Below are 23,746 nucleotides of genomic sequence, written 5' to 3' on the forward strand. Positions count from 1 at the left end.
CAAGCACGTAGGACGCCCCGGATACCCCAGGAGTTCCGATCAGCACCGGAGAATTCCGAACGGCTCCGCAGGCGCCCCGGGGCCGCCCCGCGGCCGCCCGGGGGAATCCGCCCCGGGAAGCCCCGTACGGCCCCGCGCACGCCCCGCGGCCGCGGGGGCGCGCGGTGGGCGGCGGACGGCCCGTGCACCCCGCCCGGCGGCCCGCCCGGCGGCCCGGGTCACACGTTCGGCGGCGCCCCTTCGATCGGACGTCCGAGCACCCCGGGCCGCCGCTGCCAGGGCAACGGCCCGCCGGGCGGCCGGTACTCGACGCCGAGCACGTCAAGGCGGCGCCGGTGCGCGGCCATCCGGGCCTCGAAGCCGGCGTGGTCCCGTTCGGCCGGTGCGGGCAGCGTCGACCACACCACCTCGGCGAAGGCCGCGAGCCGCGGGAACACCTGGTAGTCGATGCGGCCCTGGTCCTCCATCACCTCGGTCCACACGTTGGCCTGCGCGCCGAGGACCCGCCGCGCGGCCGCCCCGGACAACTCCGGCGGCACCGGCTCGAACCGGTACACGTCCTGCGATGTGCGTACGTACCCGATCGGCACCGGTTCGTCGGGGCCCGCCGCCTGACGGTGGTCCAGGTACACGTGCTGCTCGGGGCACATCACGACGTCGTGTCCGGCCTCGGCGGCGGCGATCCCGCCCGCGTAGCCGCGCCAGGAGGAGACCGCCGCTCCCGGGGCGAGCCCGCCCTCCAGGATCTCGTCCCAGCCGATCAGCCGCCGCCCGCGCCGCGCCAGCCAGCCGTCGAAGTGCCGGACGAACCAGGACTGCAGCCCGTCCTCGCCGTCCACGCCCAGCTCGCGGATCCTCTGCCGGGCCGCGGGCGAGGCCCGCCACTGCGCCTTCGGGCACTCGTCGCCGCCCACGTGCACGAACGGCGAGACCTCCGGCGGGAACAGCTCCAGCACCTCCTCGAACACGCCCTCGTAGAAGCGCAGCACGGCCTCGGTCGGCGCGAGGACGTTCTCGCTGATCCCCCAGTCGTCCCACACGCCCAGCGCGGCCGTGTCGACGACGTCGGTGTTGCCCAGTTCGGGGTAGGCGGCGATGGCGGCCTGCGAATGCCCCGGTACGTCGATCTCCGGGACCACCCGGACATGCCGTTCGGCGGCGTACGCGACGATCTCGCGGATGTCGTCCTGGGTGTAGAAGCCGCCGTGCGGGGTGTCGTTCCACAGCGGCGAGGCGCGGTGGCCGCGGCGGCTGCGCGGACGCCAGGCACCGACCTCGGTGAGGCGGGGGTGGCGTTTGATCTCGACGCGCCAGCCCTGGTCGTCCGTCAGGTGCAGCTGCAGCACGTTGAGCTTGTGGGCGGCCAGCAGGTCGAGCCAGCGCAGGACGCCGCTCTTCGGCGTGAAGTGCCGGGCCACGTCCAGTAGCATGCCGCGCCATCCGAAGCGGGGACCGTCCTCGACGGTCCCGCGGGGCAGGCTCCACACCCGCGGGACGGGGCCGCCGAGCGGCGCGGCCCGCCGGTACGCGTCGGGGCCGAGCAGCTGGCGCAGGGTCTGGGCGGCCCAGAACACGCCCGCCGGGGAGGCCCCGGCGAGGTCCGCGCCGACGTCGCCGACGGTGAGCACGTACCCCTCGGGCCCGAGGCGGTCGGCGAGCCCCTCGTCGAGGCGCAGCCGGATCCCGCCCGCGGCCCCGCCGCCGGAGCCACCGCCGACGCCGGAGCCCTCCGCCCCGCCGCCGTCCGCTCCGGCGGGCGGCAGGTCCCAGCCGGCGGCCGCGCCCAGTTCGCGGCGCAGCCAGCGGGCGGTGCCCTCGGTGCCGGGTCCGGCGTCCAGCGCGGGCCGGGGCCCGAACACGTAGGGGGGCGCGTCCCCCGGCAGGTCGGCGGTGCGGGGTGCGGGAATCAGGTCCATGCGTCGGCCCTTCGCGGCAGCGCGGCGTGACGCCCTGCGCGGCACACGGGGCGCGGGGCGCTCGTGACGCCGCCGACCCTAAGCGGTCCCGGGGAAGGGCGGTGCGTTTCCGCGCCGTCCGGTGCGACGAGGTGCCGTGCCGGGCGACGAGGTGCCGCGCCGGACGGTGCGGAAGCGTGCCGCACTTCCCCGGGACCGCCCGGGAAGCGCGAAGGCCCCCGGGGTGCGCGTCGTGCGCACCCCGGGGGCCCGGGTTCCGCGGTGCCGGCCCGGGCTGTCCGCCCCGCCCCTGGGGGCGGCGGGCAGCCGGCCGGTCGTCGGCGAAGGCCTGCGGCTACTTGTCCTTGCCGCCCTTGTCCTTGTCCCCGCCGGAGCCCATGGAGTCGTAGATTTCCTTGCACATGGGGCAGACCGGGTACTTCTTCGGGTCCCGGCCCGGCACCCAGACCTTGCCGCACAGCGCCACGACGGGGGTCCCGTCGAGGGCGCTCGCCATGATCTTGTCCTTCTGGACGTAGTGGGCGAAGCGCTCGTGGTCGCCGTCACCGTGGGACACCTGCGGCGTCGGCTCGACGAGGGTCCCCGTACCAGTCCCGCGCTCGGGCTCAAGAGTGCTCATGCAAGCCAGGGTACCGATCCCGGCGCGGGTCAGTTCAGCGACGGGTCGTCGGGATACGTGGCGACCATGGCGAGCTCGCTGCGCTGCCGGCGCAGCACCGCACGCCACAGTCGGGCCGGGTCGGGGAAGGAGATGTCACCCGGCTCGGACTCCACGACGTACCAGGCGCCCTCGCCGAGCTCGTCCTCCAGCTGGCCTGGGCCCCACCCGGAGTAGCCGGCGAAGATCCGCAGGGATCCGAGGGCGGAGGCCAGCAGCTCCGGCGGCGCTTCCAGGTCGACCAGGCCGATCGCCCCGTGCACCCGGCGCCACCCGAGCGGGCCCTCGTCGCCCGGGATGACGGCCACCCCGAGGGCCGAGTCCAGGCCGACCGGGCCGCCCTGGAAGACGACGCCCGGGTCACCGGCCAGGGCCGCCCAGGGCAGCAGGATGTCGCCGACCACCACGGGGGTGGGCCGGTTCAGGACCACGCCGAGCGAGCCCTGCTCGTCGTGGTCGAGCAGGAGCACCACCGCGCGGTCGAAGTTCGGATCCGCGAGGGCGGGGGTGGCCACGAGCAGCCGCCCTGTGAGGGAGGACACCTCGGTCATGCCGACATGATCTCGCACATTCGCCCTCCAGGGGGAGCCGGAGCGGCAATCCGGTGCCCGGCAGCCCCGGGCGCACGGCAGCAGGCGGGAGCGCGCGCAGGGCTCCGGTCCCGGTCGGACCGCGCGCCGGGGCCCGGGAGGTTCCGGTGCGGGCCCGGGGCGGACTCCAGGCGGGCTCCGGAGCCGGCGGAATGCAACGCTCCGCCAACGGGTGGGCACGGAGGGTGTTGTGGCCGTTTCATGACGCTTTTCCGGCCGCGTCGGCCTTACGAACCGGGGGTCACTGCCCCTTACCCTTTTCCCTGGTCCCTGCCCACCTCCCCCGGCCCCGCCGGGCGGACCCCTTCGGAACGCGAGATTCATGACCGGCACAGACTGTGACGACGTACTGCTTGTCCATGGCGGTACCCCGCTCGAGGGTGAGATCCGTGTCCGCGGTGCGAAGAACCTCGTGCCCAAGGCCATGGTCGCCGCTCTGCTCGGCAGCGAACCCAGCCGGCTCCGCAACGTGCCCGACATCCGCGACGTCCGGGTCGTCCGCGGCCTGCTGCAGCTCCACGGGGTGACCGTTCGCCCCGGCGAGGAGCCCGGCGAGCTGGTGCTCGACCCGACGCACGTCGAGAGCGCGAACGTCGCCGACATCGACGCCCACGCGGGTTCGTCCCGCATCCCGATCCTCTTCTGCGGCCCGCTGCTGCACCGCCTCGGCCACGCCTTCATCCCGGGCCTGGGCGGCTGCGACATCGGCGGCCGGCCGATCGACTTCCACTTCGACGTGCTGCGCCAGTTCGGCGCGACCATCGAGAAGCGCGAGGACGGTCAGTACCTTGAGGCCCCGCAGCGGCTGCGCGGCTGCAAGATCCGCCTGCCGTACCCCTCGGTCGGCTCGACCGAACAGGTGCTGCTGACGGCCGTCCTGGCCGAGGGCGTCACCGAGCTGGCCAACGCGGCGGTCGAGCCCGAGATCGAGGACCTCATCTGCGTCCTGCAGAAGATGGGCGCGATCATCTCCGTGGACACCGACCGGACCATCCGGATCACCGGTGTCGACCGCCTCGGCGGCTACAACCACAAGGCGCTCCCGGACCGCCTGGAGGCCGCCTCGTGGGCCTCCGCGGCCCTGGCGACCGGCGGCAACATCTACGTGCGCGGCGCCCAGCAGCGCTCGATGATGACCTTCCTGAACACGTACCGGAAGGTCGGCGGCGCCTTCGAGATCGACGACGAGGGCATCCGCTTCTGGCACCCGGGCGGCCCGCTCAACGCGATCGCCCTGGAGACGGACGTGCACCCCGGCTTCCAGACCGACTGGCAGCAGCCGCTGGTGGTGGCCCTGACCCAGGCCACCGGCCTGTCGATCGTCCACGAGACGGTCTACGAGTCCCGCCTCGGGTTCACCTCCGCCCTCAACCAGATGGGCGCGCACATCCAGCTGTACCGCGAGTGCCTGGGCGGCTCCGCCTGCCGCTTCGGCCAGCGCAACTTCCTGCACTCGGCGGTCGTCTCCGGCCCCACCAAGCTTCAGGGCGCCGACCTGGTCATCCCCGACCTGCGCGGCGGCTTCTCGTACCTGATCGCGGCGCTGGCGGCCGAGGGCACCTCCCGGGTCCACGGCATCGACCTGATCAACCGCGGCTACGAGAACTTCATGGAGAAGCTCGTGGAGCTGGGGGCCAAGGTCGAGCTCCCCGGCGGCGACCTCGTCTGAGCCGGACTCTCCCACCGGGGCCCGTGAGGCCCCTGGGGCCCCTGAGGGGCCCTCAGGGGCCCTCTACGGGCCGCGGACAGGCCGAAGGGCGGCCACCCACCGGGTGGCCGCCCTTCGGCGTCCTGCCTACCACTGCCGTCCCGGGGGCCTGTGCGGCCCCGGCACAAGGGCGGGACTTACTTGCCCTTGGCGGCTTCCTTGAGCTTGGAGCCCGCGGAGACCTTCACGCTGTAGCCGGCCGGGATCTGGATCGGGTCGCCGGTCTGCGGGTTGCGCGCGGTGCGAGCGGCACGGTGGGTGCGCTCGAAGGTCAGGAAGCCGGGGATGGTGACCTTCTCGTCGCCCTTGGCGACGACCTCGCCGATGGTCTCGGCGAGCGCGGCCAGAACGGCGTCGGCGTCCTTGCGGGTCACCTCGGCGCGCTCGGACAGAGCGGCCACCAGCTCACTGCGGTTCATGTTGTACTCCCGTGTTCAACTTGCCTTGGGGGCGTGAGATCGAAGCCGATGCTGCCAGGGCCCTCGGACAGTGCCCGGACCCGGGTCTGAAGCGTCAGACCCTCGCGCCCGGTTACGCATCCTGCCCCCACCAGCGGCGGGAAAGCCAATCCGGCACCCGCCAGGGTCACACGAAAAGCGCCACAGTCACGCCTCGGTGACGCTCCGTCCACACCGGTGGGAAGGGCATCCCGGTCCTCGTGGGCATTCCACGCAACACTAGAGGCGGCCCGGCCGCCCCGCATCCCGCGACGCGCCGTGATCCGGCTCAGACGGACGTGGGCGTCGTCACAGCGGCCGCCGCGGCGGTGGCGGCCTTGCGGACGGCGCCGGCGACCGCGCCCGCGACCTTGTCGTTGAAGACGGACGGGATGATGTAGTTCGCGTTGAGCTCGTCCTGACTGACGACGTCGGCCAGCGCGGTCGCGGCGGCCAGCATCATGTCGGTGTTCACCGTGCGGGACTGGGCGTCCAGCAGACCGCGGAAGACGCCCGGGAAGACCAGCACGTTGTTGATCTGGTTCGGGAAGTCGGAGCGGCCGGTGGCCACGACGGCCGCGGTCTGGCGGGCGATCGCCGGGTCCACCTCGGGGTCCGGGTTCGCGAGCGCGAACACGATCGCACCCTCCGCCATGGCGGCGACGTCCTCGCCGGACAGTACGTTCGGGGCCGAGACGCCGATGAACACGTCGGCACCGACGACGGCCTCCTTCAACGTGCCCGTGTAGCCCTCGGGGTTGGTGTTGTCGGCGATCCAGCGCAGCGGCGAGTCCTCGGCGGCGTCCACCAGGTCGGGCCGGCCGGCGTGCACGACGCCGTGGATGTCGGCGCTCACGACGTTCTTCACGCCGGCCGCCAGGAGCAGCTTGAGGATGGCCGTGCCGGCCGCGCCGGCGCCCGACATGACGACCTTGACGTCGCCAACTGCCTTGCCCACGACGCGAAGTGCGTTGGTGAGGGCGGCGAGCACGACGATCGCGGTGCCGTGCTGGTCGTCGTGGAAGACGGGGATGTCCAGGGCCTCGCGCAGCCGGGCCTCGATCTCGAAGCAGCGCGGCGCGGAGATGTCCTCCAGGTTGATGCCGGCGAAGCCGGGGGCGATCGCCTTGACGATCTCGACGATGGCGTCGGTGTCCTGGGTGTCCAGGCAGATGGGCCACGCGTCGATGCCGGCGAACCGCTTGAAGAGGGCGGCCTTGCCCTCCATGACGGGCAGGGCGGCCTTCGGGCCGATGTTGCCCAGGCCCAGGACGGCGGAGCCGTCCGTCACGACTGCGACGGAGTTGCGCTTGATGGTGAGGCGGCGCGCGTCCTCGGGGTTCTCGGCGATCGCCATGCACACGCGGGCCACGCCCGGGGTGTAGATCATCGAGAGGTCGTCGCGGTTGCGGATGGGGTGCTTGGACGCCATCTCGATCTTGCCGCCGAGGTGCATCAGGAACGTACGGTCGGAGACCTTGCCCAGGCTGACGCCCTCGATGCCGCGGAGCTTGTCGACGATCTCGTCCGCGTGCGCGGTGGAGGTCGCGGCGATGGTGACGTCGATGCGGAGCTTCTCGTGACCGGAGGCGGTCACATCGAGGCCGGTGACCGAGCCACCGGAGGACTCCACGGCGGTGGTGAGCTGGGAGACCGCGGTTCCGCTCGCGGGCACTTCCAGGCGGACCGTCATCGAGTACGAGACGCTGGGCGCCGTTGCCATGGCCGTGTTTCCTCTTCTGTCCCTGTTTTTCGTGTACGCACAGGGCCCCGCAGCACGCCGGGTGATGCAGGACCGTGTTGTCCGATCGTCCCACCTACTGGTCAGTAGCAGGTAACCAGCCACAAATTTCGGAAAGACTCTTCCACCATACGAGATGAGATGGGGGCGAGGAGGCGTATGCGGGCACGAAAAAGGTCCGCGCCCCTCGGCTTCGAGGGGCGCGGACCTGCGCAAAACCATGACACCGACCCGCCATGCTCGCCTCGCGGCAAGTGGTCGCTCTAGGCGACGAAGGTTGGGCCCGGGGGCTTGGATCGAGCCGGTGTCGTACCCAGGCTAACAAAGGATCCGTCCGACCGGTCCCCCGCACGGGAGTGCGCTCCGTCCCACCATGCTTCCGGCCGCGGGCCATCCGTGACGGCGGCGCCCGCCGGGGCCGCCGTCACCTGCCGCCGTGTGGCGGTCGTCACGGCCGGAGCAGCAACGGCAGACCGTCCGCGTCCGGTTCGTCCCGCCCGGTGGAGATCACCGTCAGCTGCTGCGTCGCACGCGTCAGCGCCACGTAGAGCACGCGCAGGCCCGCCGGGAACTCGCCGGCCTCGACCTCCTCGCGGGTGGTGCCGCCGGCGATCTCCGCCGGGGAGACGACCACCGTGGCGTCGTACTCCAGGCCCTTGGCCTCCAGGCTGCCCAGCGCCACCGCCCGCTCGCCGAGGTCGGCCAGCCAACCGGCGGCCTCCTCGCGCCGCTCCATGGAGACGACCACGCCGACGGTCCCGTCGACCTGCTCCAGCAGCCGCCGCGTCTCCTCCCGCACCACGGCCCCCAGATCGCCGTCGGCGGCCGTGAACCGCGGCTCCAGACCGGTGGAGCGGACCGCGGTCGGCGGCTCCATGCCGGGCATCGCCAGCTTCAGCACCCGGGCGGCGATCTCCGCGACCTCCGCCGGGTTGCGGTAGTTCACCGTCAGGGTGAACCGCCGGCGCGGCCGGGTGCCCAGGGCCTCGTCACGGGCGGCGGCCGCCTCCTCCAGGTCGATCCACGAGGACTGCGCCGGGTCGCCGACCACCGTCCAGGTGCCGTGCCGGCCGCGGCGGCCGACCATCCGCCACTGCATGGGCGTCAGGTCCTGCGCCTCGTCCACGATCACGTGCGCGTACTCGGTGCGCTCCGCCGCGATCCGCTCCGCGCGCTCCCACTGGCTCTCCTCGCGGACCGGCATCAGCTCCTGCAGCCCGGTCAGCTGGTCCAGCGGGTCCGCCTCCCGCTTCCGCTTCGGCCGGGCCGGGGCGCCCAGCAGCTGCTGGAGCTCGTCCAGCAGCGCGACGTCGTGCACCGACAGCGGGCCCTTGCCGTCGGGTCCGACGCGGCGCAGCGAGCGGGCCAGCCGGCGGACCTCGCGCGGGTTCAGCACCCGGCGCGACCAGCGGCCGAGGCGCCGCTCGTCGCCGAGGGCGCCGAGGACGCCGCGCGGGGTCAGCTCGGGCCACCAGGCGTTGAGGAAGTCGATGAAGGAGTCCTCGGTGGAGACGTCCTCGTCGAAGGCCGAGCGCAGCTCCGCCGCGAGCTCCGGGTCGCTGTGCCGGCCGGACGCGCCGGTCTTGGCGTACAGGGCGTCGAGGAGCAGCTTGCGGGCGCGCGGACGCAGCAGGTTGATCGGGGCGGTGCCGCCGAGGACGTTCTGCCGGATCCGGTTCAGCTCGTCGGCCTCCAGCTCCACGCGGCGGGAGAAGGCCACCACGCGCAGCCGCTCCGGCGCGTCGCCGAGTTCGAGGGCGCCGCGGACGGCCTTGCGCAGGACCTTCAGCATCCGGGAGGAGCCCTTGATCCGGGCGACGCCCGCCTCGTCGTACGCGGTGGCCTCGGCGCCGTCGACGAGCGAGCCCAGCGCCCGGATGGCGACCTGGCCCTCCTCGCCGAGCGAGGGCAGCACGCCTTCGGTGTACGCGACGAGCAGCGGGGTCGGCGAGACGATCAGGATGCCGCCGGAGTAGCGGCGCCGGTCCTGGTAGAGCAGGTAGGCGGCGCGGTGCAGGGCGACGGCGGTCTTGCCGGTGCCGGGCCCGCCCGCGACCTCGGCGACGGACGCGGCGGGGGCGCGGATCACCAGGTCCTGCTCGGCCTGGATGGACGAGACGATGTCGCGCATGGAGTGCGTACGGGCCCGCCCGAGGGCGGCCATCAGGGCGCCGTCGCCGATCGCGGGCAGTTCACGGCCGTCGAGGAAGGCGGTGACCTCCGGGCGCATCAGGTCGTCCTCGACACCGAGGACCTTGCGGCCCTTGGAGCGGATGACGCGGCGCCGCACGACCCGGCCGGGCTCCTTGGGCGTGGACCGGTAGAACGGTGCGGCGGCCGGCGCGCGCCAGTCGATGACCAGCGGCGTGTAGTCGGCGTCGAGGACGCCGATGCGGCCGATGTGCAGGATCTCGGCGATGTCGGCGACCGGGCCGGCCCCGCCCTCGCGGATCGCGTCGTCGGCGGGCTCGACGGAGGTGTACGCGCCGTCCGGGCCGCGCTCGCCGTCCTTGCCGAGCACCAGGTCGATGCGTCCGAAGAGGAAGTCCTCGAACTCGTTGTTCAACCGGTTGAGGTGGATGCCCGCCCGGAAGACCTGCGCGTCGCGCTCGGCCAGCGCGCCGGGCGTGCCGACCTGACCGCGCTTGGCCGCGTCGTTCATCAGGAACTCGGCCTCGTCGATCTTCTCCTCGAGGCGGCGGTACACCTGGTCCAGATGATTCTGCTCGATCGCGATCTCCCGATCGCGGACGGAATCCGCCGTGCTGTCGACAGCGGCATCCTGCGCGGCCACCAATGGCCCCCTTCTGACGTGCATGGGCGACCGTCAACCGTACGCGAAGCCGTGGCCGGTCCGCACGCCCGTTCCGTCGACGGCGCGCGGATCACCTGGCCGGGCGGGCGGCGAGGACCCGGCGCCGGTGCCGGGCGACGCGCTCGCGGTTGCCGCACACCTCGCTGGAGCACCAGCGGCGCCGGTGGCCGCGGGAGGTGTCCAGGTAGACGCGGGTGCAGCCGTCGGCCGCGCAGGAGCGCAGCAGGGCACGGTCACCGGGGTCGGTGAGGAGCTCCACGGCGTCCCGGGCGACGGCGGCGAGCAGGGCGCCGCACTCCACCCCGCCGCACAGCTCCCGTACGAGGTGCCCCTCCTGGTCCTGGACGGCGCACAGGCCGGGGGGTGGTCCGGCGGCCAGCGCGTTGACCCGGGCGAGTGCCCCCTCGTCGGGCCCTGCCCCGGCGAGCTCGGCGCGGACCAGGCTGCCGACGTCGGAGCGCAGGGTGCGGAAGGCCGCGACCCAGTCGGGGCCCACCCGGGTGAGCGGGGTCCGGTCGGGGACGAGCCCGGCGCCGGCGAGCCAGAGCCGCAGCCCGTCGCCGTCGCGCAGTTCCTCGGCGCGCCCGGCGGCCGCGTCGTCCGCCGGGTCGCCGGCGGCGCCGGCGGCGCCGGAGGTTCCCGCGGTGGCCGATCCCGCGCCGGAGGTTCCCGCGCCGGAGGGTCCTGCGGCAACGGGCCCCGTGGAGGTGGCCAGTAGGTCCAGGCACACCCGCCCGGAGTCGAACCACATGCCCGTCACCGCCTCTTGTCCAGGGAAGCGCTTTCAGAGTGCCCCTCGGCGCGTGGATGCGGAACCCCCCGTACGGGCGGCCGGTCCGGCCCCGGCGGGCGTCCTACGGCGGCGGGTCGTCGTGCAACAGCCGCTGGAAGAGGAGGTGGTCGCGCCAGGCGCCGTTGATGTGCAGGTAGCCGGGGGCGAGGCCGATCCGGGCGAAGCCGGCCTTCGCGAGGACCCGCTGGGAGGCGGTGTTGTCGACGAGGGTCGACGCCTCCACCCGGTGCAGGCGGAGTTCGTCGCGTGCGATCCGGCAGACCTCCCGGAGGGCTGCGGTGGCGACGCCCCGGCCGGCCCACTCCCGGTCGACCCAGTAGCCGACGCCGCCGCTGCGGAAGGGGCCGAGGCTGACGGAGCCGAGGTTCATCATGCCGATGGGCACGTCCGTGGCCGCCTCGACGAGCACGTACGGGAAGAGGCGCCCCTCGTCGCGTTCGGCGAGCAGGCCCGCGATCCGGACCCGCTGGCCCTCCTCGGTGTAGAACACCTCGGACCGCCACGGCTCGAACGGCGCCAGGTACGCCCGGTTGCGCACCAGCGCCCCGGCCAGCCCGGCGGCGTCGCCGGGCTCGACGCACCGCATCCCCACCCCGTCGATGATCATCCGGGCACCGTAGCCGAACCCGGCGCCCGCATCCAGGGGTTGGCGCCGTACGGGGCCGCCGGCGCGCCTGCGGCCCCGCCGTACGGGCGCCCGGGATCAGTGCCCCAGCGTGCACTCCCCCGCGTCCAGCGCCAGCCGGTAGCCCCGCTTGACCACCGTCTGGACGAGGTTCGGCACGCCCAGGGCGCCGCGCAGCCGGGCCATGGCCGTCTCCACGGCGTGCTCGTCCCGGCCCGCCCCGGGCAGCGCCCGCAGCAGGTCCGCCCGGGACACCACCCAGCCGGGCCGCCGGGCCAGCGCCCGCAGCAGGGCCATCCCGGCCGGCGGTACGGGCCGCAGCCCGTCGTCCACGAGCGCGGCCTGGCCCCGGATCTCCAGCCGGTGCCCGGCGACCGGCAGCACCTTGGCCCGGCCGGGCAGCTCCCGGCAGAGCACCTGCACGAGCGGGCCCAGCCGGAACCGCTCCGGCTGTACGGTGTCCACCCCGCGCGCCTGCAGCGGCACCGCCGTGACCGGCCCCACGCAGGCGGCGAGGACGCCGTCGCGCAGCCCGGCCAGCACCGGCTCGGCGAGGCCCCGCTCCTCGGCCCGGGACAGCAGCGAGGCCGCCGCCGGGGCGGAGGTGAAGCTCACCGCGTCGACCGCGCCGCCCACCACCGCGTCCAGCAGCCGGTCCAGCGGCCCGAGGTCCTCCGGGGCCATCCACCGGTACACCGGCACCCCGACGACGTCGGCCCCGCCGGCCCGCAGCGCCTCGACGAACCCGGGCAGCGGTTCGCCGTGCAGCTGGATCGCGATGCGCCGCCCGGCCACCCCGCCGGCCAGCAGCCGGTCGAGGACCTCGGCGAGGGACTCCGACTCCGGGGACCAGTCCTCCACCAGTCCGGCGGCCCGGATGGCGCCCTTCACCTTCGGCCCGCGCGCGAGGAGTTCGGCGGCGCGCAGCCGTCCGAGGAGTTCCTCGCCGATGCCCCAGCCGTCGGCGGCCTCGATCCAGCCGCGGAACCCGATGGCGGTGGTGGCGACGACGGCGTCCGGCGGCTCGGCGAGCAGTTCCCGGGTGGCGGCGAGGAGTTCGCTGTCGTCGGCCAGCGGAACGATCCGCAGCGCGGGGGCGTGCAGGACGGTGGCTCCGCGCCGGCGCAGCAGGGCGATCAGCTCGTCCGCCCGCCGGGCGGCGGTGACCCCCACGGTGAAGCCGGCCAGCGGGGCGACCGCTGCCGCCGCGGTGTCGGCGGCTGGAGCGGCGGCGGCCGCGGTCGCCGTGCCGGTCGCCGCGGCGGTCGCCGTGCCGGTGGCGGTGCGCGTCGGGGTTTGGTCGTCCATGGTGACCTGCCTTGCCCAGTGGGTCGATATCACGTTCGCGACCACGTGTCGCGCGACGGGAACCGAGCCTGTCAAGTCTGCGTGTCAGGGCCGGTTCCGCCGTATTTCGTGGCCGTAAACCGCTGTTACACCGACGTGAGCTGCGGCTTCGCTTCGACACCGGCGTCCGGGCGGGCCGCGGCGGCGGGCCGGCGAAGGTATACCGCCCAGGTGACCGTGCCGCAGACGGCGTAGCAGCCGAGGAAGGTGACGAAGGCCGCGGTCCCGGATCCCGAGGCCCGGAAGGCCTCCCGGAAGGCCAGGTTGATGCCGAGCCCGCCGAGGGCGCCCACCGCCCCGATGAGGCCCATGGAGGCGCCGGAGAGCCGCCGCCCGTACGCCGCCGCGGCCTCGCCGCCCATGCCGCGGGCGAGGGCCTGGGCCTGGAAGATGCCGGGGATCATCTTGTAGGTGGAGCCGTTGCCGATCCCGCTGAGCACGAACAGCCCCGTGAAGCCGACGAGGAAGAGCGGCAGCGACTCCCGCAGCGAGGCGTACACGACCACCCCGGTCGCGGCGGCCATCGCCGCGAACGCGCCGAGGGTGATGCGCGCCCCGCCGAACCGGTCGGCGAGAGCACCGCCCACGGGCCGGATCAGTGATCCGAGCAGCGGTCCGACGAAGGTGAACGAGGCCGCCTGCAGCGGGGTCCGGCCGAACTGCGTCTGCAGCACCAGGCCGAAGGCGAAGCTGTAGCCGATGAAGGAGCCGAAGCTGCCGACGTACAGCAGCGCCATGATCCAGGTGTGCCGTTCGCGGACGGCCTCGCGGACGGCGCCCCCGTCGTTCCGTACCGGCGCCAGGTTGTCCATCCGCAGCAGCGCCATCCCGGCCGCGACCACGATCAGCGGCAGGTAGAAGGCCAGGAGCAGCCTCGGATGCCCGGCCCCGGCGGTCGCGATGACGAGCAGCGCGGCCAACTGCACCACCGGGACGCCGATGTTGCCGCCGCCCGCGTTCAGGCCGAGCGCCCAGCCCTTCTTGCGCAGCGGGAAGAAGGCGTTGATGTTCGTCATCGAAGAGGCGAAGTTGCCGCCGCCGACGCCGGTGAGGGCCGCCACGGCCAGGAAGGTGCCGTACGCGGTCCCGGGCTCCATGACGAACAGTGCGGCCACGGTCGGCGCGAGCAGCAGCAGGGCGCTGACGACGGTCCAGTTCCGGCCGCCGAACCGGGCGACGGCGAAGGTGTAGGGGATGCGGACGAGGGCGCCGACGGTGGTGGCCGTCGCGATGAGGAAGAACTTGCCGGCCGGGTCGATCCCGTACTCGGGGCCCATGAAGAGCACCATCACCGACCACAGGGACCAGATGGAGAAGCCGATGTGCTCGCTGACCACGGACCACAGCAGGTTGCGGCGGGCGATCCGCTCCCCGGACTCCTTCCAGAAGGCCTCGTCCTCCGGGTCCCACCGCTCGATCCAGCGGCCTCCCCTGCGCGGTGCGGTCGTACCGGTCATCACACGCCTCCCCTGTCCTCGGTCCGTGGTCCGACCGTAGGAGGGGCGCGTTTCGGCCCCGGTCCCCGCCTGATGACCGGCGGGAAACCTTGCTCTCACCCGCCGCCGGGCAGTGGTGTGAGCGCGGCGGCGGGGAGCCAGCTCCCGGCCGGGACGTCCAGCCAGCCGCGGTCGGCGGCGAGGAGCGCCGCGGCCCGGCGCAGGGCGTCCAGGCCGGGGTGCCGGAAGCCCTTGCGCCACACCATGGACAGCGGCGACAGCGGCACGGGGTCGGTCAGCGGGCGCTTCACGCACCCGGGCATGTCGAGGAAGTCCACGGTGGCGAGGACCGGGTTCCGGGTCTTCGCCATCACCCGGCGGAACTCGTCCTTCCCCACGGCCACGGGCGCGGGCGGCGCCAGCGCGATCCCGCGCCCCTCGAACAGCTCGCGCGCCAGCCGCGTCCACTCCAGGGTCCGCGGGTTCCCGGCCCCGGCGTACACCCGCTCCCCGGCGAGCGCGCCGACGGACAGCGGTCCGCCGTGCTGCTGCTCCGCGGCCAGCGGGTGCCCGTCGGGCAGCAGCACGGCGAGCGGCTCGTAGCGTACGGGCGCGTGGTCGAGGCGGGCCCGCAGCGCCGGCTCCAGCCCGCCGACGTAGCCGAACGCCACGTCCAGGCGCCCGGCGGCGACCTCGGCCGCGGCGTGCGTCAGCCCGCTCTCGAAGCGGGCCATCAGCTCGCAGTCCGGGGCGAGTTCGCGGGCCCGCTCCAGGACGGTGCGGGCGGTGCTCGGCCCGTCGGTGTTCAGGTCGACCAGCAGCGGGCGGGGGCCGGCGAAGGCGCCGGCCAGCTCCTCGTACGCGGCGAGCACCCGGCGGGCCGGGCCCAGCAGGCGCTCCCCGTCGGAGGTGAGCTCGACGGTGCGGGTGGTGCGGACGAACAGGGGCGCCCCCAGGGCCTGTTCGAGACGCCGTACGTCCCTGCTGAGGGCCTGCTGGGCGATGTACAGGCGGGCGGCGGCACGGGTGAAGTGCAGTTCCTCGGCCACGGCGAGGAACGCGCGCAGCAGTCGGGGTTCCACGTCACGGGCATTCACCCGCCGAGACTAACAACGAAACCCGGTGAATGGCCCGTGATCAGGTGTTGGACGTCCCGGCCCACCACCCCGGATCTTGGATGACATGCCGCACACCGCCCCGCCCCCGACCCTCCCCCGCATGGCCACGACCGGCACCACGCTGGTGATCGCATCGATGCCGGACCGCCGACCGACCAGGGCCGGCCGCACCCCCGGCCCCTACGGGCGCCTGTTCGCCCTCCCCGGCACCCGCGCCTTCACCGCCGGGAACCTGCTGGCCCGGCTCCCCATGGGCATGTTCGGCATCAGCGCCGTCATGATGATCGCCGGGCAGCGCGGCTCGTACGCCCTCGCCGGCGCGGTCACGGCCACCGGCCTCGCGGCCACCGCCGTGGTCGCCCCCTGGACCGCCCGCCTGGTCGACCGGTACGGGCAGGCCCGGATCGCCGTCCCGGCCACCCTGATCGCGGTCCTCGGCTCGCTCTCCCTCGTTCTGTGCGTCCGCTCCGACGCCCCCGCCTGGACCCTCTTCGCCAGCTACGCGGCCACCGCCACCACCCCCAACGTCGGCGGCATGTCCCGGGCCCGATGGACCCACCTGCTGCGCGACTCCCGCTCCGCGCACCACACCGCCATGGCCTTCGAGCAGGCCGCCGACGAGCTGTGCTTCATGCTCGGCCCGGTGGTCGCGGCCGCCCTGTGCTCGACCGTCTTCCCCGAGGCGGGCACCCTCACCGCCGCCGTCCTCCTCCTCACCGGCATGCTCGTCTTCACCGCGCAGCGCTCCACGGAACCGCCGCCGACCCGGACCGCCCGCGCCGGCACCCCCCTCGGCACGCTCCGCCCCCTGCTCGCCCTGTTCCTCTCCCTCGGCGTGATGTTCGGGGCGATGGAGGTCGCCTCCATCGCCTACCTCGACTCCCACGGCCTGGGCGCCGCCTCCGGCCCCGTCCTCGCCCTCCAGGCGGCCGGCTCCTGCGCGGCCGGCCTCCTCTACGGCACGCTCCGCCCGCGCACCCTCCCGACCTGCCTCGCCGCCCTCGCCGCGGCCATGGCCCTGCCGTGGGCCGCCGCCGCAACGGACTCCGTGGTCCTGCTGGGCTGCGCCCTCCTCCTGGCGGGCATGGCCACCGCCCCGACCATGGTCACGGCGATGTCCCGGGTCCACGCCGCGACCCCGCCGGCCCGCCTCAACGAGGGCATGACCCTGGCGGTCACCGCCATCCTGGCCGGCATAGCCGCCGGCTCGGCCTCCGCGGGCTGGCTGGTCGACCACTGGGACACCACGACCCCGTACGCCCTCCCGGCCACAGCCGCCCTCACCGCCCTGGCCCTCGGCGTGGCCCGCGTACCCCACCGCGTTCAGGTACCGTAGTTTGGTACGAGATCAGTACCGTCTCCCGGTACCAGCCCCACGGTGCCGGCACGATTGGGGGTGCGGAAGATGCCCATAAGCGCCAGCGAAGCCCGCAAGACACTGTTCCCGCTCATCGAGCGCGTCAACAACGACCACACCCCGGTGCGCATCAGCTCCAAGAACGGGGATGCGGTCCTCATGTCCGCCGAGGACTACGACTCCTGGCAGGAGACGGTCTACCTCCTGCGCTCGCCGGCGAACGCCCGCCGGCTCATGGAAGCCGTCGCCCGGGACCGCGAGGGCTCGGCGGCAGTAACCAAGACCATGGAGGAACTCCAGGCGTTGGCCGGTGACGAGTGAGGAGCGTCCACTTCGACCCGGCCGCTTGGGAGGACTTCCTGTTCTGGCTCGGAGCGGACAGGAAAATGGCGAGGAGGATCACACGCTTGATCGGCGAGATCCAGCGATCCCCCTTTGCGGGCATCGGCAAGCCTGAACCGCTCAAAGGCGACCTGACGGGGTACTGGTCGCGCAGGATCGACGACGAACACCGCCTTGTCTACCGGGCCGACGACAAGGAAGTGAAAATCATCAAGGCGCGCTACCACTACTCCGACTGACCAGACGACCGCAGCCCATAGGGGCAGGGCCTTCACACCCATGGGATGACTGGTCAGGGACGAAATCTCAGGCGGCCTTGCGCTTGGCGACGTCGGCGGCGCGAGCGAGGAGGTCCGCGACACCGGGAACGCGACGGTAGCCGGCCATCCCCTTGTGCAAGGCCTTCAGGTGCTCGTCCCCCCGGGTGGACGACAGGGTGGTGTGGAGGTCCAGGAACTCCGTCCACGTCTGCGCGGCGGCCTCCATGTGCCGCATCTGCATCTGCCGGTCCGCGATCACCCCCAGGGCGTGCAGTCGCCCCTGCCGCTCCTGCGGGGAGCGGGCGTGGTTGGAGCGGCGCAGGGCGTCGACCGAGCCCTCCCGGTCCCCGAGCCACCACATGACGTGCGCCTCGTGGAAGTGGAAGGCCGCCTGGTCGTAGCCTCCGACCGCGTCACGGCGGTCGTCCGCCTGTGACAACGCCGTCTCGGTCTCCCGAAGCCGGGCCAGGGCAGTGCGCCGGTCGCCGGTCATGGACGCCGCCGCGGCCTGCTGCCCGCGCAGGAACGCCACCAGGCGCGGCCCCCCGGCCGGCGCCGCCTCCGCCGCCGCGTCCGCCAGTTCCAGCGCCTTCGGCCCGTATCCGAGGTGGGACGCCTGGAGGCTCATGCCGCGCAGGGTCCGGCAGTAGGTGACGTGGTCCTGGGCGGATCCGGCGAGCGCCAGCGCCTGGTGGTAGTAGCGCTGGCCCAGGCCCTGCCGTTCCTCGAACATCGCCATCCAGCCCGTGAGGTAGACCAGGTCCGAAGCGGCGGCCAGCATGCTGTTCCGCACCTGCTCCGACCCGTCCGCCCGCAGGTACGGGGTGACCGTGTTGGTGAGGAACGCGGCGGCCATCGGGCGGGCGTGCCCGGCCCCGATCTCGTCGAGGATGTCGGCGAGCTTGTCGGTCATCAGGCGGACGGTCGCCACGTCGGACGCGCCGATCCGCACCGTACGCCCGGCCGCAACGGCTTCGGCCCGGTCGGCGAAGTCCTCGAACCTGGGCACGCCGAGCGCAGCCACGTACATCCCGGCACCGAGGACGCTCCGCCGGGAGGGGTCCATGTCGGCCCTGCTCAGGTCCGCGACCTCGCCCACCGCGTCCCCGCCGCCTCCGCCGCCCCCGGCACCGGCACCGGCACCGGCACCGGCACCGGCCGGCCCTTGAGCCGGCCAGGCCAGCTCGGTCGCCGTCACGGGTCGCCCGAGGAGCCGGGAGAGCGCCTCCACCACGGCCGGACGCGCCTCCGGCTTCGGCACGCTGCCCGCGAGCCAGTGCGAGACCGCCGTCTTGTCGTAGTACGTGGTGACACCCAGCTCCGCGCCCACGGCGTTCACGCGGCGGGCCAGCTGGGCGTTACCCACCCCGGCCTCTGCCATGAGGCGGGCGAGGGCTTCGTTCGGTGTGCGTGTCCGTGCTGCCATCGGTGAACCCCCGGGCCGTTCAACGCGTTCAACCTTGCCGCCAGTGTGCTCCCTACTCCCCCTGCCCGTACCCGCGTTGGATGGATGCCAGCCGCAAGGGGCCGTCCGACGCGCCTGCTGTTCCGGCCCATTCGGCACATCCGACCGCCGCCCGGCTGCCCGTCACTCCCGACGCGCACGGGCGGCACCACCGACACGAGGCAGGTACGCAGCCATGACCGCCAGGACCGACCAGCCCGACCCCCGCCTGCGCGTCCCCGGCGACACCCTCTCCGCCGCCACCCTCGCCCGGGCCGAGAAGGGCCTGAACCGGTTCCTCCGGCAGTGGCGGACCCGCGGGCCGGCGCCGGCGGTCCGGCACGACCGCACCGGCGGCCCGCAGGAAGGGCGGTGACCCGCATGGCGTCGCCCTCGCACCGCAGCCCCTATGCCGTCGGCGATCTCGTCACCGCCGTGACCCACGTGCCGCCCGGGCAGCGCGGGCGGGAGTTGCCGATGCAGGTCAGCGGGCGGATCGTGCAGGTCGGCTCCGGCTGGGCCGGTGTGGACGCCGATCAGGCGTACGTCTGGATCCGGCTCGCCTCCGGCCGCGAGGCACTCGCGCTCATGAAGGACGTCCGGAAGCTGCGGGCATAGGCGGCGGCCGGGCATGACGAAGGCCCCGCAGCCGGGGCTGCGGGGCCTTCGCCCACATGGGATGAGTGGAGATGGCGGGAATCGAACCCGCGTCCAACGGTGCAGAAGGAGGGCTTCTCCGAGCGCAGTCCGCTGCGCTTTTCTCAGCCCCGGAGATCACACGGACAAGTCTCCGACGGGCTCAGTCACTGTTTGGTTTCCCTCCAACCCCCGTGACCGGGGCTAGAGGTTTAGATCCCTAGTCGACGCCAGGATCCGGACCGGGACCACTTCCGGGCTGACGCTCCTCACAGAGGCTTCAGCTCACTGCTATTAGGCAGCGAGGGCGAAGCGGGAGTTATCGCTCTTGGAGTTGGCGATTATTTTTTTGCGACATGTGGTTAGCGAGATCATTGCCGCTTCCTCGGCTCGCTTCCCCTACATCGGCATCCGCTGTCGAAACCGATCATCCCCATGTTGATTTTTCAAAGTGCGCCACCCCCCAGGAGGTGGTGCTGAGCCCATGGTACGCGAAGTGGACCACCAGGTGCCAGGAGATTAACGCTCGCCGCGCTGCCGCCGGCGGGCGGCCGCGATCGCGCGGTTCGTCTCGCGGGTGTCCTGCTTCTCGCGGAGCGTCTGCCGCTTGTCGTACTCCTTCTTGCCCTTGGCCAGCGCGATCTCGACCTTGGCCCGGCCGTCCTTGAAGTACAGGGCCAGCGGCACGACCGTATGGCCGGTCTCCTGCGCCTTGGACTCCAGCTTGTCGATCTCCTCCCGGTGCAGGAGGAGCTTCCGCTTGCGGCGGGCGCTGTGGTTCGTCCAGGTGCCCTGGCTGTACTCGGGCACGTGCACGTTGTACATCCAGGCCTCGTGGCCCTCCACCGACACGAAGCCGTCGACCAGCGAGGCCCGGCCCTGGCGCAGCGACTTCACCTCGGTGCCCATGAGCACGATGCCGCACTCGTAGGTGTCGATGATGTGGTAGTCGTGCCGCGCCTTCTTGTTCTGGGCGATCAGCTTGCGCCCTTTTTCCTTAGCCATAGTGCGGTCATTTTCGCACTATGACCCCGCCCCGAGGCCACCCAATACCGTGCGCGCCCGATCCTCGACGGCCGAGCCCGCCGCCACGTCCGGGGTGATGCCCTTGCCGTCGAGGCTGCGCCCGGCCGGGGTGCGGTACGTGCCCACCGTCAGCTCGGCGACCGAGCCGTCCGGGAGCTCCGTCGGCATCTGCACCGAGCCCTTGCCGAAGGTCCGCGTACCGACGGCGACCGCCCGGCCGCGGTCCTGGAGGGCGCCCGTGACGAGTTCCGCGGCGCTCATGGTGCCGCCGTCGACCAGGGTGACGAGGGGCCGGGCGGTGTCCCCACCGGGGGCGGCGTACAGGGCGCGCTCGTCGCCGCGGACGTCGTACGTGGCGACGAGGCCGCCGTCGAGGAAGGCGGAGGCGGCGGTCACGGCCTCGGTGACCAGGCCGCCCGGGTTGCCGCGCAGGTCGAGCATGACGCCGGCGCCGGCCGGGGCGGCCTCGACGGCGGCCTTGACGCGCTCGCCGGAGCCGCGGCTGAAAGAGGCGATCTTGATGACGGTGATCCCGCCGGGCAGCTCCCGCACGGTCACGGGCTCGGTGCGCAGCCGTTCGCGGCGGAGGGTCTCGGCGCGGTCCGCGGCGCCGTCACGGCCGAACCGCACGACCACGGGGGTGCCGACCTCGCCGCGCAGGAGGGCGACGACCTCGGCGACGCGCAGCCCGGTGACGGTGCGGCCGTCGACGTCGAGCAGCCGGTCGCCGGCGCTCAGGCCGGCCCGGGCGGCGGGGCTGCCGGGCTGGACCTTGGTGATCTCTATGCGGCCGTCGGCGCGGCGCTCGGGCCACAGTCCGACGCCGGTCCAGCGGCCGTCGAGGTCGTCGGCGAGGGCGGCGTACTCGCCCTGGTCGTAGACGACGCCCCAGCGGTCGCCGCTGCGGCTGACCACCTCCTGGGCGGCCTTCTTGCCAGACTTGCCCTCGGCGACGGCCTCGGCGGCGGCGCGGGCGACGGCCTCCCGGTCGGCGGTCCCGGCGGCCGGGCCGGACGGTCCGGAGCCGGGGGCGGCGGTGTCGGCGGCCGTTAACCCGGCGCCGGCACGGCTCGCGGCGCCGGCGCCGTCCCAACAGCCCAGGCCCGCGGCGGTGGTGACCGCCGCGACGAAGGCCAGCGTCAAAGCGGCCCCGCGACGGAGGTCGCGGGGCCGAAGACAGGAGGCGGGCAGACCCAGCATGGCGCCGAGTCTAGGACAAGCTCCGTACGGGCACGGAGGGTTGGACGGAGCTCACACGGGGCGCTTGTCACACCTTCAGGTACTTGCGCAAAGCCAGGAAGGCCGCCATGGAGGGCATCAGCACGCCGATCGCGAGCACCAGCGGCAGCTTCGTCATCACCGAGTCCCAGCCGATGAAGTTGATCAGCTCCATCTTGGTGCGCAGCGAAGCGCCGTGGTCGATGACGAAGTACTGGCCGGCGCCGAGCATCAGGCAGGCGAACACGGCGCCGATCAGGCCGGCGAACGCGGCCTCCATGATGAACGGCACCTGGATGTAGAAGCTGGAGGCGCCGACCAGCCGCATGATCCCGGTCTCCCTCCGCCGGCTGAACGCCGAGACGCGGACCGTGTTGACGATCAGCAGCAGGGCCACGACCAGCATGATCAGCATGATGCCGAGGGCGGCCCAGTTGAGGTAGTTGAGCATCTGGAAGAGGTTGTCCAGCTCGCGGTGCTGGTCCTCCACCGACTGCACGCCGTCGCGGCCGGCGAACGCCGTCGTGATGACCTGGTACTTCTCCGGCTGCTTGAGCTTCACGCGGAAGGACTCGGGCATCTGGTCCGGGGTGACCACCGAGGCCAGCGCGGTGTGCCCGAACCGTTCCTTGTAGTGCTTGTAGGCCTCGTCGGCGGACTCGTAGTGGACCGTCTGGACGAGGTCCATCTTCTTCAGGTCGGTCTCGATCTGCTGCTTCTGCTCGGGCGTGACCGCGCCCTTGGCGCAGGCCTTGCCCCCGGTCTCGCTGTTCTCCGCGTCGCTCTTGTTGCACAGGTAGATCGAGACGTTGACCTTGTCGTACCAGTAGCCCTTCATCTGGCTCACCTGGTCGCGCATGAGCAGGGAGCCGCCGAACAGGGCCAGCGACAGGGCCACGGAGATGATGACCGCGAAGGTCATGGTGAGATTGCGGCGGAGACCGACGCCGATCTCCGACATGACGAACTGGGCGCGCATGACGTCTGGGTGGGCCTTTCAGTGCTGGTAGCCGTAGACGCCGCGCGACTGGTCGCGTACGAGACGGCCCTGTTCGAGTTCGATGACGCGCTTGCGCATCTGGTCCACGATCTGCTGGTCGTGCGTGGCCATGATGACGGTGGTGCCGGTGCGGTTGATCCGGTCGAGCAGCTTCATGATCCCGACGGAGGTCTGCGGGTCGAGGTTGCCGGTGGGCTCGTCCGCGATCAGCAGGGAGGGGCGGTTGACGAAGGCGCGGGCGATGGCCACGCGCTGCTGCTCACCGCCGGAGAGCTCGCCCGGCATGCGGTCCTCCTTGCCGCCGAGGCCCACCAGCTCCAGCACCTGCGGGACGGCCTTGCGGATCTCGCCGCGGGGCCTGCCGATGACCTCCTGGGCGAAGGCGACGTTCTCCGCCACCGTCTTGTTGGGCAGCAGGCGGAAGTCCTGGAAGACGGTCCCCAGCTGCCGCCGCATCTGCGGGACCTTCCAGTTGGAGAGCTTGCCGAGGTCCTTGCCGAGGACGTGGACCTGGCCGTGGCTGGCCCGCTCCTCGCGCAGGATCAGCCGCAGGAAGGTGGACTTGCCGGAGCCGGAGGAGCCGACCAGGAAGACGAACTCGCCCTTCGCGATCTCCAGGGAGACATCTCTCAGTGCGGGGCGGTTCTGCTTCGGGTAGGACTTGGAGACGTTGTCGAATCGGATCACGGGTGCACCACGGTCGCCGGGAGTAGGTGTGCGTGACCATACGCGAACGGGCGCTGGGTGGGGACCCGCCGTCCGGAGTTGCCCGATATATCCCCTGGTCGGGGAGGGCCGCGTTCGCGATTGCCCGGGCGGCCCGCGCCGAATGTCGCCGGAGCTGGCACAGTGGTAGGGGGAACGGCAGCGTTCCCCCAAGCGTTGTTCAAGGGGACGAGAGGAGGAGAGCGCATGACATATGACCGGCTCGTGTGCGCGAACTGCGCCGCGCCCGTCAGTCAGGGCCGCTGCCCGGTGTGCCGGGCGAACCGGGAGCGCCTCCGGCAGGAGGGCCCCTTCGCCGGCCTGAACCCCATGGCGCTCATCGCGCTCCTGGTGGTCCTTGTGGCGGCAGCCCTGGCCCTGGTGGCCCAGCAGACGGCCTAGAAGACGGGCGAACGGGCCCGCAGGGGGCGCGGGGCTCCTCGCGGCACGTCCCGGAAGCAGATGCCGAAACATGCCGGAACGGGGGGGGGGGGGGGGGGGGGGGGGGGGGGGGGGGGGGGGGGGGGGGGGGGGGGGGGGGGGGGGGGGGGGGGGGGGGGGGGGGGGGGGGGGG

Annotated in this window: 23 protein-coding genes and 1 other RNA gene; 7 read left to right on the forward strand and 17 right to left on the reverse strand. The window is 73.0% G+C overall.

What is annotated here, in order from left to right; genetic code table 11:
- Positions 1 to 218: 218 nt before the first annotated feature.
- The 3 genes from ACZ4VL_RS14835 to ACZ4VL_RS14845 form a co-directional block, all read right to left on the reverse strand.
- Entirely contained in the window at positions 219 to 1,916 is a 1,698-nt protein-coding gene (locus tag ACZ4VL_RS14835; RefSeq protein WP_468199719.1) for a beta-N-acetylhexosaminidase, read from the reverse strand.
- Positions 1,917 to 2,250: 334 nt separating this feature from the next.
- On the reverse strand, positions 2,251 to 2,535 hold the full coding sequence (locus tag ACZ4VL_RS14840; protein ID WP_179173989.1) for a DUF3039 domain-containing protein: 285 nt from the start codon (positions 2,533 to 2,535) through the stop codon (positions 2,251 to 2,253).
- 29 nt (positions 2,536 to 2,564) lie between these two features.
- Positions 2,565 to 3,125 carry a YqgE/AlgH family protein gene (locus ACZ4VL_RS14845; RefSeq protein WP_360639347.1) on the reverse strand — a complete coding sequence of 187 codons (561 nt, stop codon included), beginning with the start codon at positions 3,123 to 3,125 and terminating at the stop codon, positions 2,565 to 2,567.
- Between the two features lie 361 nt (positions 3,126 to 3,486).
- Here ACZ4VL_RS14845 and murA point away from each other — a divergent pair, with 361 nt between their 5' ends.
- Positions 3,487 to 4,833: a UDP-N-acetylglucosamine 1-carboxyvinyltransferase gene (murA, locus tag ACZ4VL_RS14850; protein ID WP_468199720.1), complete on the forward strand. Its 1,347-nt coding sequence runs from the start codon at positions 3,487 to 3,489 to the stop codon at positions 4,831 to 4,833.
- Between the two features lie 176 nt (positions 4,834 to 5,009).
- Here the strand turns inward: murA and ACZ4VL_RS14855 are convergent, their stop codons facing one another.
- The 8 genes from ACZ4VL_RS14855 to ACZ4VL_RS14890 form a co-directional block, all read right to left on the reverse strand.
- A complete protein-coding gene (locus tag ACZ4VL_RS14855) occupies positions 5,010 to 5,291 on the reverse strand; it encodes an HU family DNA-binding protein (RefSeq protein ID WP_030875040.1) in 282 nt (93 codons plus the stop codon).
- A gap of 307 nt (positions 5,292 to 5,598) precedes the next feature.
- Positions 5,599 to 7,032, reverse strand: a complete 1,434-nt coding sequence (locus ACZ4VL_RS14860; protein WP_468199722.1) for an NAD-dependent malic enzyme — start codon at positions 7,030 to 7,032, stop codon at positions 5,599 to 5,601.
- A 466-nt stretch (positions 7,033 to 7,498) separates the two neighbouring features.
- The gene (locus ACZ4VL_RS14865; protein WP_468199723.1) at positions 7,499 to 9,844 is read right to left on the reverse strand and encodes a HelD family protein; all 2,346 of its coding nucleotides are present in this window, start codon (positions 9,842 to 9,844) and stop codon (positions 7,499 to 7,501) included.
- Between the two features lie 91 nt (positions 9,845 to 9,935).
- Complete coding sequence (locus ACZ4VL_RS14870; RefSeq protein WP_468199724.1) at positions 9,936 to 10,616, reverse strand: CGNR zinc finger domain-containing protein; 681 nt, start codon at positions 10,614 to 10,616, stop codon at positions 9,936 to 9,938.
- A 103-nt stretch (positions 10,617 to 10,719) separates the two neighbouring features.
- Complete coding sequence (locus tag ACZ4VL_RS14875; protein WP_468199725.1) at positions 10,720 to 11,265, reverse strand: GNAT family N-acetyltransferase; 546 nt, start codon at positions 11,263 to 11,265, stop codon at positions 10,720 to 10,722.
- 96 nt (positions 11,266 to 11,361) lie between these two features.
- On the reverse strand, positions 11,362 to 12,591 hold the full coding sequence (locus tag ACZ4VL_RS14880) for a uroporphyrinogen-III synthase (protein ID WP_468199726.1): 1,230 nt from the start codon (positions 12,589 to 12,591) through the stop codon (positions 11,362 to 11,364).
- 125 nt (positions 12,592 to 12,716) lie between these two features.
- Entirely contained in the window at positions 12,717 to 14,087 is a 1,371-nt protein-coding gene (locus ACZ4VL_RS14885; protein WP_468199727.1) for a nitrate/nitrite transporter, read from the reverse strand.
- A 95-nt stretch (positions 14,088 to 14,182) separates the two neighbouring features.
- Positions 14,183 to 15,163 carry a LysR family transcriptional regulator gene (locus tag ACZ4VL_RS14890; RefSeq protein ID WP_468199729.1) on the reverse strand — a complete coding sequence of 327 codons (981 nt, stop codon included), beginning with the start codon at positions 15,161 to 15,163 and terminating at the stop codon, positions 14,183 to 14,185.
- Positions 15,164 to 15,284: 121 nt separating this feature from the next.
- Between ACZ4VL_RS14890 and ACZ4VL_RS14895 the strand changes: the two genes are divergently transcribed.
- From ACZ4VL_RS14895 to ACZ4VL_RS14905, 3 genes are all read left to right on the forward strand, one after another.
- A complete protein-coding gene (locus tag ACZ4VL_RS14895; RefSeq protein ID WP_468199731.1) occupies positions 15,285 to 16,520 on the forward strand; it encodes an MFS transporter in 1,236 nt (411 codons plus the stop codon).
- A 69-nt stretch (positions 16,521 to 16,589) separates the two neighbouring features.
- Complete coding sequence (locus ACZ4VL_RS14900; RefSeq protein WP_385848578.1) at positions 16,590 to 16,862, forward strand: type II toxin-antitoxin system Phd/YefM family antitoxin; 273 nt, start codon at positions 16,590 to 16,592, stop codon at positions 16,860 to 16,862.
- Positions 16,859 to 17,122: a Txe/YoeB family addiction module toxin gene (locus ACZ4VL_RS14905; RefSeq protein ID WP_468199733.1), complete on the forward strand. Its 264-nt coding sequence runs from the start codon at positions 16,859 to 16,861 to the stop codon at positions 17,120 to 17,122. The genes ACZ4VL_RS14900 and ACZ4VL_RS14905 overlap by 4 nt, the downstream gene beginning before the upstream one ends.
- Before the next feature lie 67 nt (positions 17,123 to 17,189).
- On the opposite strand, the gene ACZ4VL_RS14910 is transcribed toward ACZ4VL_RS14905, so the two are convergent.
- Complete coding sequence (locus tag ACZ4VL_RS14910; RefSeq protein ID WP_468199734.1) at positions 17,190 to 18,569, reverse strand: hypothetical protein; 1,380 nt, start codon at positions 18,567 to 18,569, stop codon at positions 17,190 to 17,192.
- 214 nt (positions 18,570 to 18,783) lie between these two features.
- Between ACZ4VL_RS14910 and ACZ4VL_RS14915 the strand changes: the two genes are divergently transcribed.
- Entirely contained in the window at positions 18,784 to 18,963 is a 180-nt protein-coding gene (locus ACZ4VL_RS14915) for a hypothetical protein (RefSeq protein WP_468199735.1), read from the forward strand.
- Positions 18,960 to 19,205 (forward strand): hypothetical protein, encoded by a 246-nt coding sequence (locus ACZ4VL_RS14920; RefSeq protein WP_468199736.1) that lies wholly within the window; start codon positions 18,960 to 18,962, stop codon positions 19,203 to 19,205. Before ACZ4VL_RS14915 ends, ACZ4VL_RS14920 begins: the two co-directional genes overlap by 4 nt.
- 63 nt (positions 19,206 to 19,268) lie before the next feature.
- On the opposite strand, the gene ssrA is transcribed toward ACZ4VL_RS14920, so the two are convergent.
- The 5 genes from ssrA to ftsE all read right to left on the reverse strand — a co-directional run bounded on the left by ssrA (position 19,269) and on the right by ftsE (position 23,154).
- Positions 19,269 to 19,658: a transfer-messenger RNA gene (ssrA, locus tag ACZ4VL_RS14925) on the reverse strand.
- A gap of 84 nt (positions 19,659 to 19,742) precedes the next feature.
- Positions 19,743 to 20,228, reverse strand: a complete 486-nt coding sequence (gene smpB, locus ACZ4VL_RS14930; RefSeq protein ID WP_468199737.1) for an SsrA-binding protein SmpB — start codon at positions 20,226 to 20,228, stop codon at positions 19,743 to 19,745.
- A gap of 18 nt (positions 20,229 to 20,246) precedes the next feature.
- Complete coding sequence (locus ACZ4VL_RS14935) at positions 20,247 to 21,449, reverse strand: S41 family peptidase (protein ID WP_468199738.1); 1,203 nt, start codon at positions 21,447 to 21,449, stop codon at positions 20,247 to 20,249.
- Between the two features lie 67 nt (positions 21,450 to 21,516).
- Positions 21,517 to 22,446, reverse strand: a complete 930-nt coding sequence (gene ftsX, locus ACZ4VL_RS14940) for a permease-like cell division protein FtsX (RefSeq protein ID WP_468199740.1) — start codon at positions 22,444 to 22,446, stop codon at positions 21,517 to 21,519.
- Between the two features lie 18 nt (positions 22,447 to 22,464).
- Positions 22,465 to 23,154, reverse strand: a complete 690-nt coding sequence (gene ftsE, locus ACZ4VL_RS14945) for a cell division ATP-binding protein FtsE (protein WP_361084760.1) — start codon at positions 23,152 to 23,154, stop codon at positions 22,465 to 22,467.
- Positions 23,155 to 23,379: 225 nt separating this feature from the next.
- Here ftsE and ACZ4VL_RS14950 point away from each other — a divergent pair, with 225 nt between their 5' ends.
- Positions 23,380 to 23,574, forward strand: a complete 195-nt coding sequence (locus tag ACZ4VL_RS14950; protein WP_179177185.1) for a hypothetical protein — start codon at positions 23,380 to 23,382, stop codon at positions 23,572 to 23,574.
- Positions 23,575 to 23,746: the final 172 nt, after the last annotated feature.

The organism is Streptomyces sp. NPDC029014 (genome assembly GCF_055564695.1).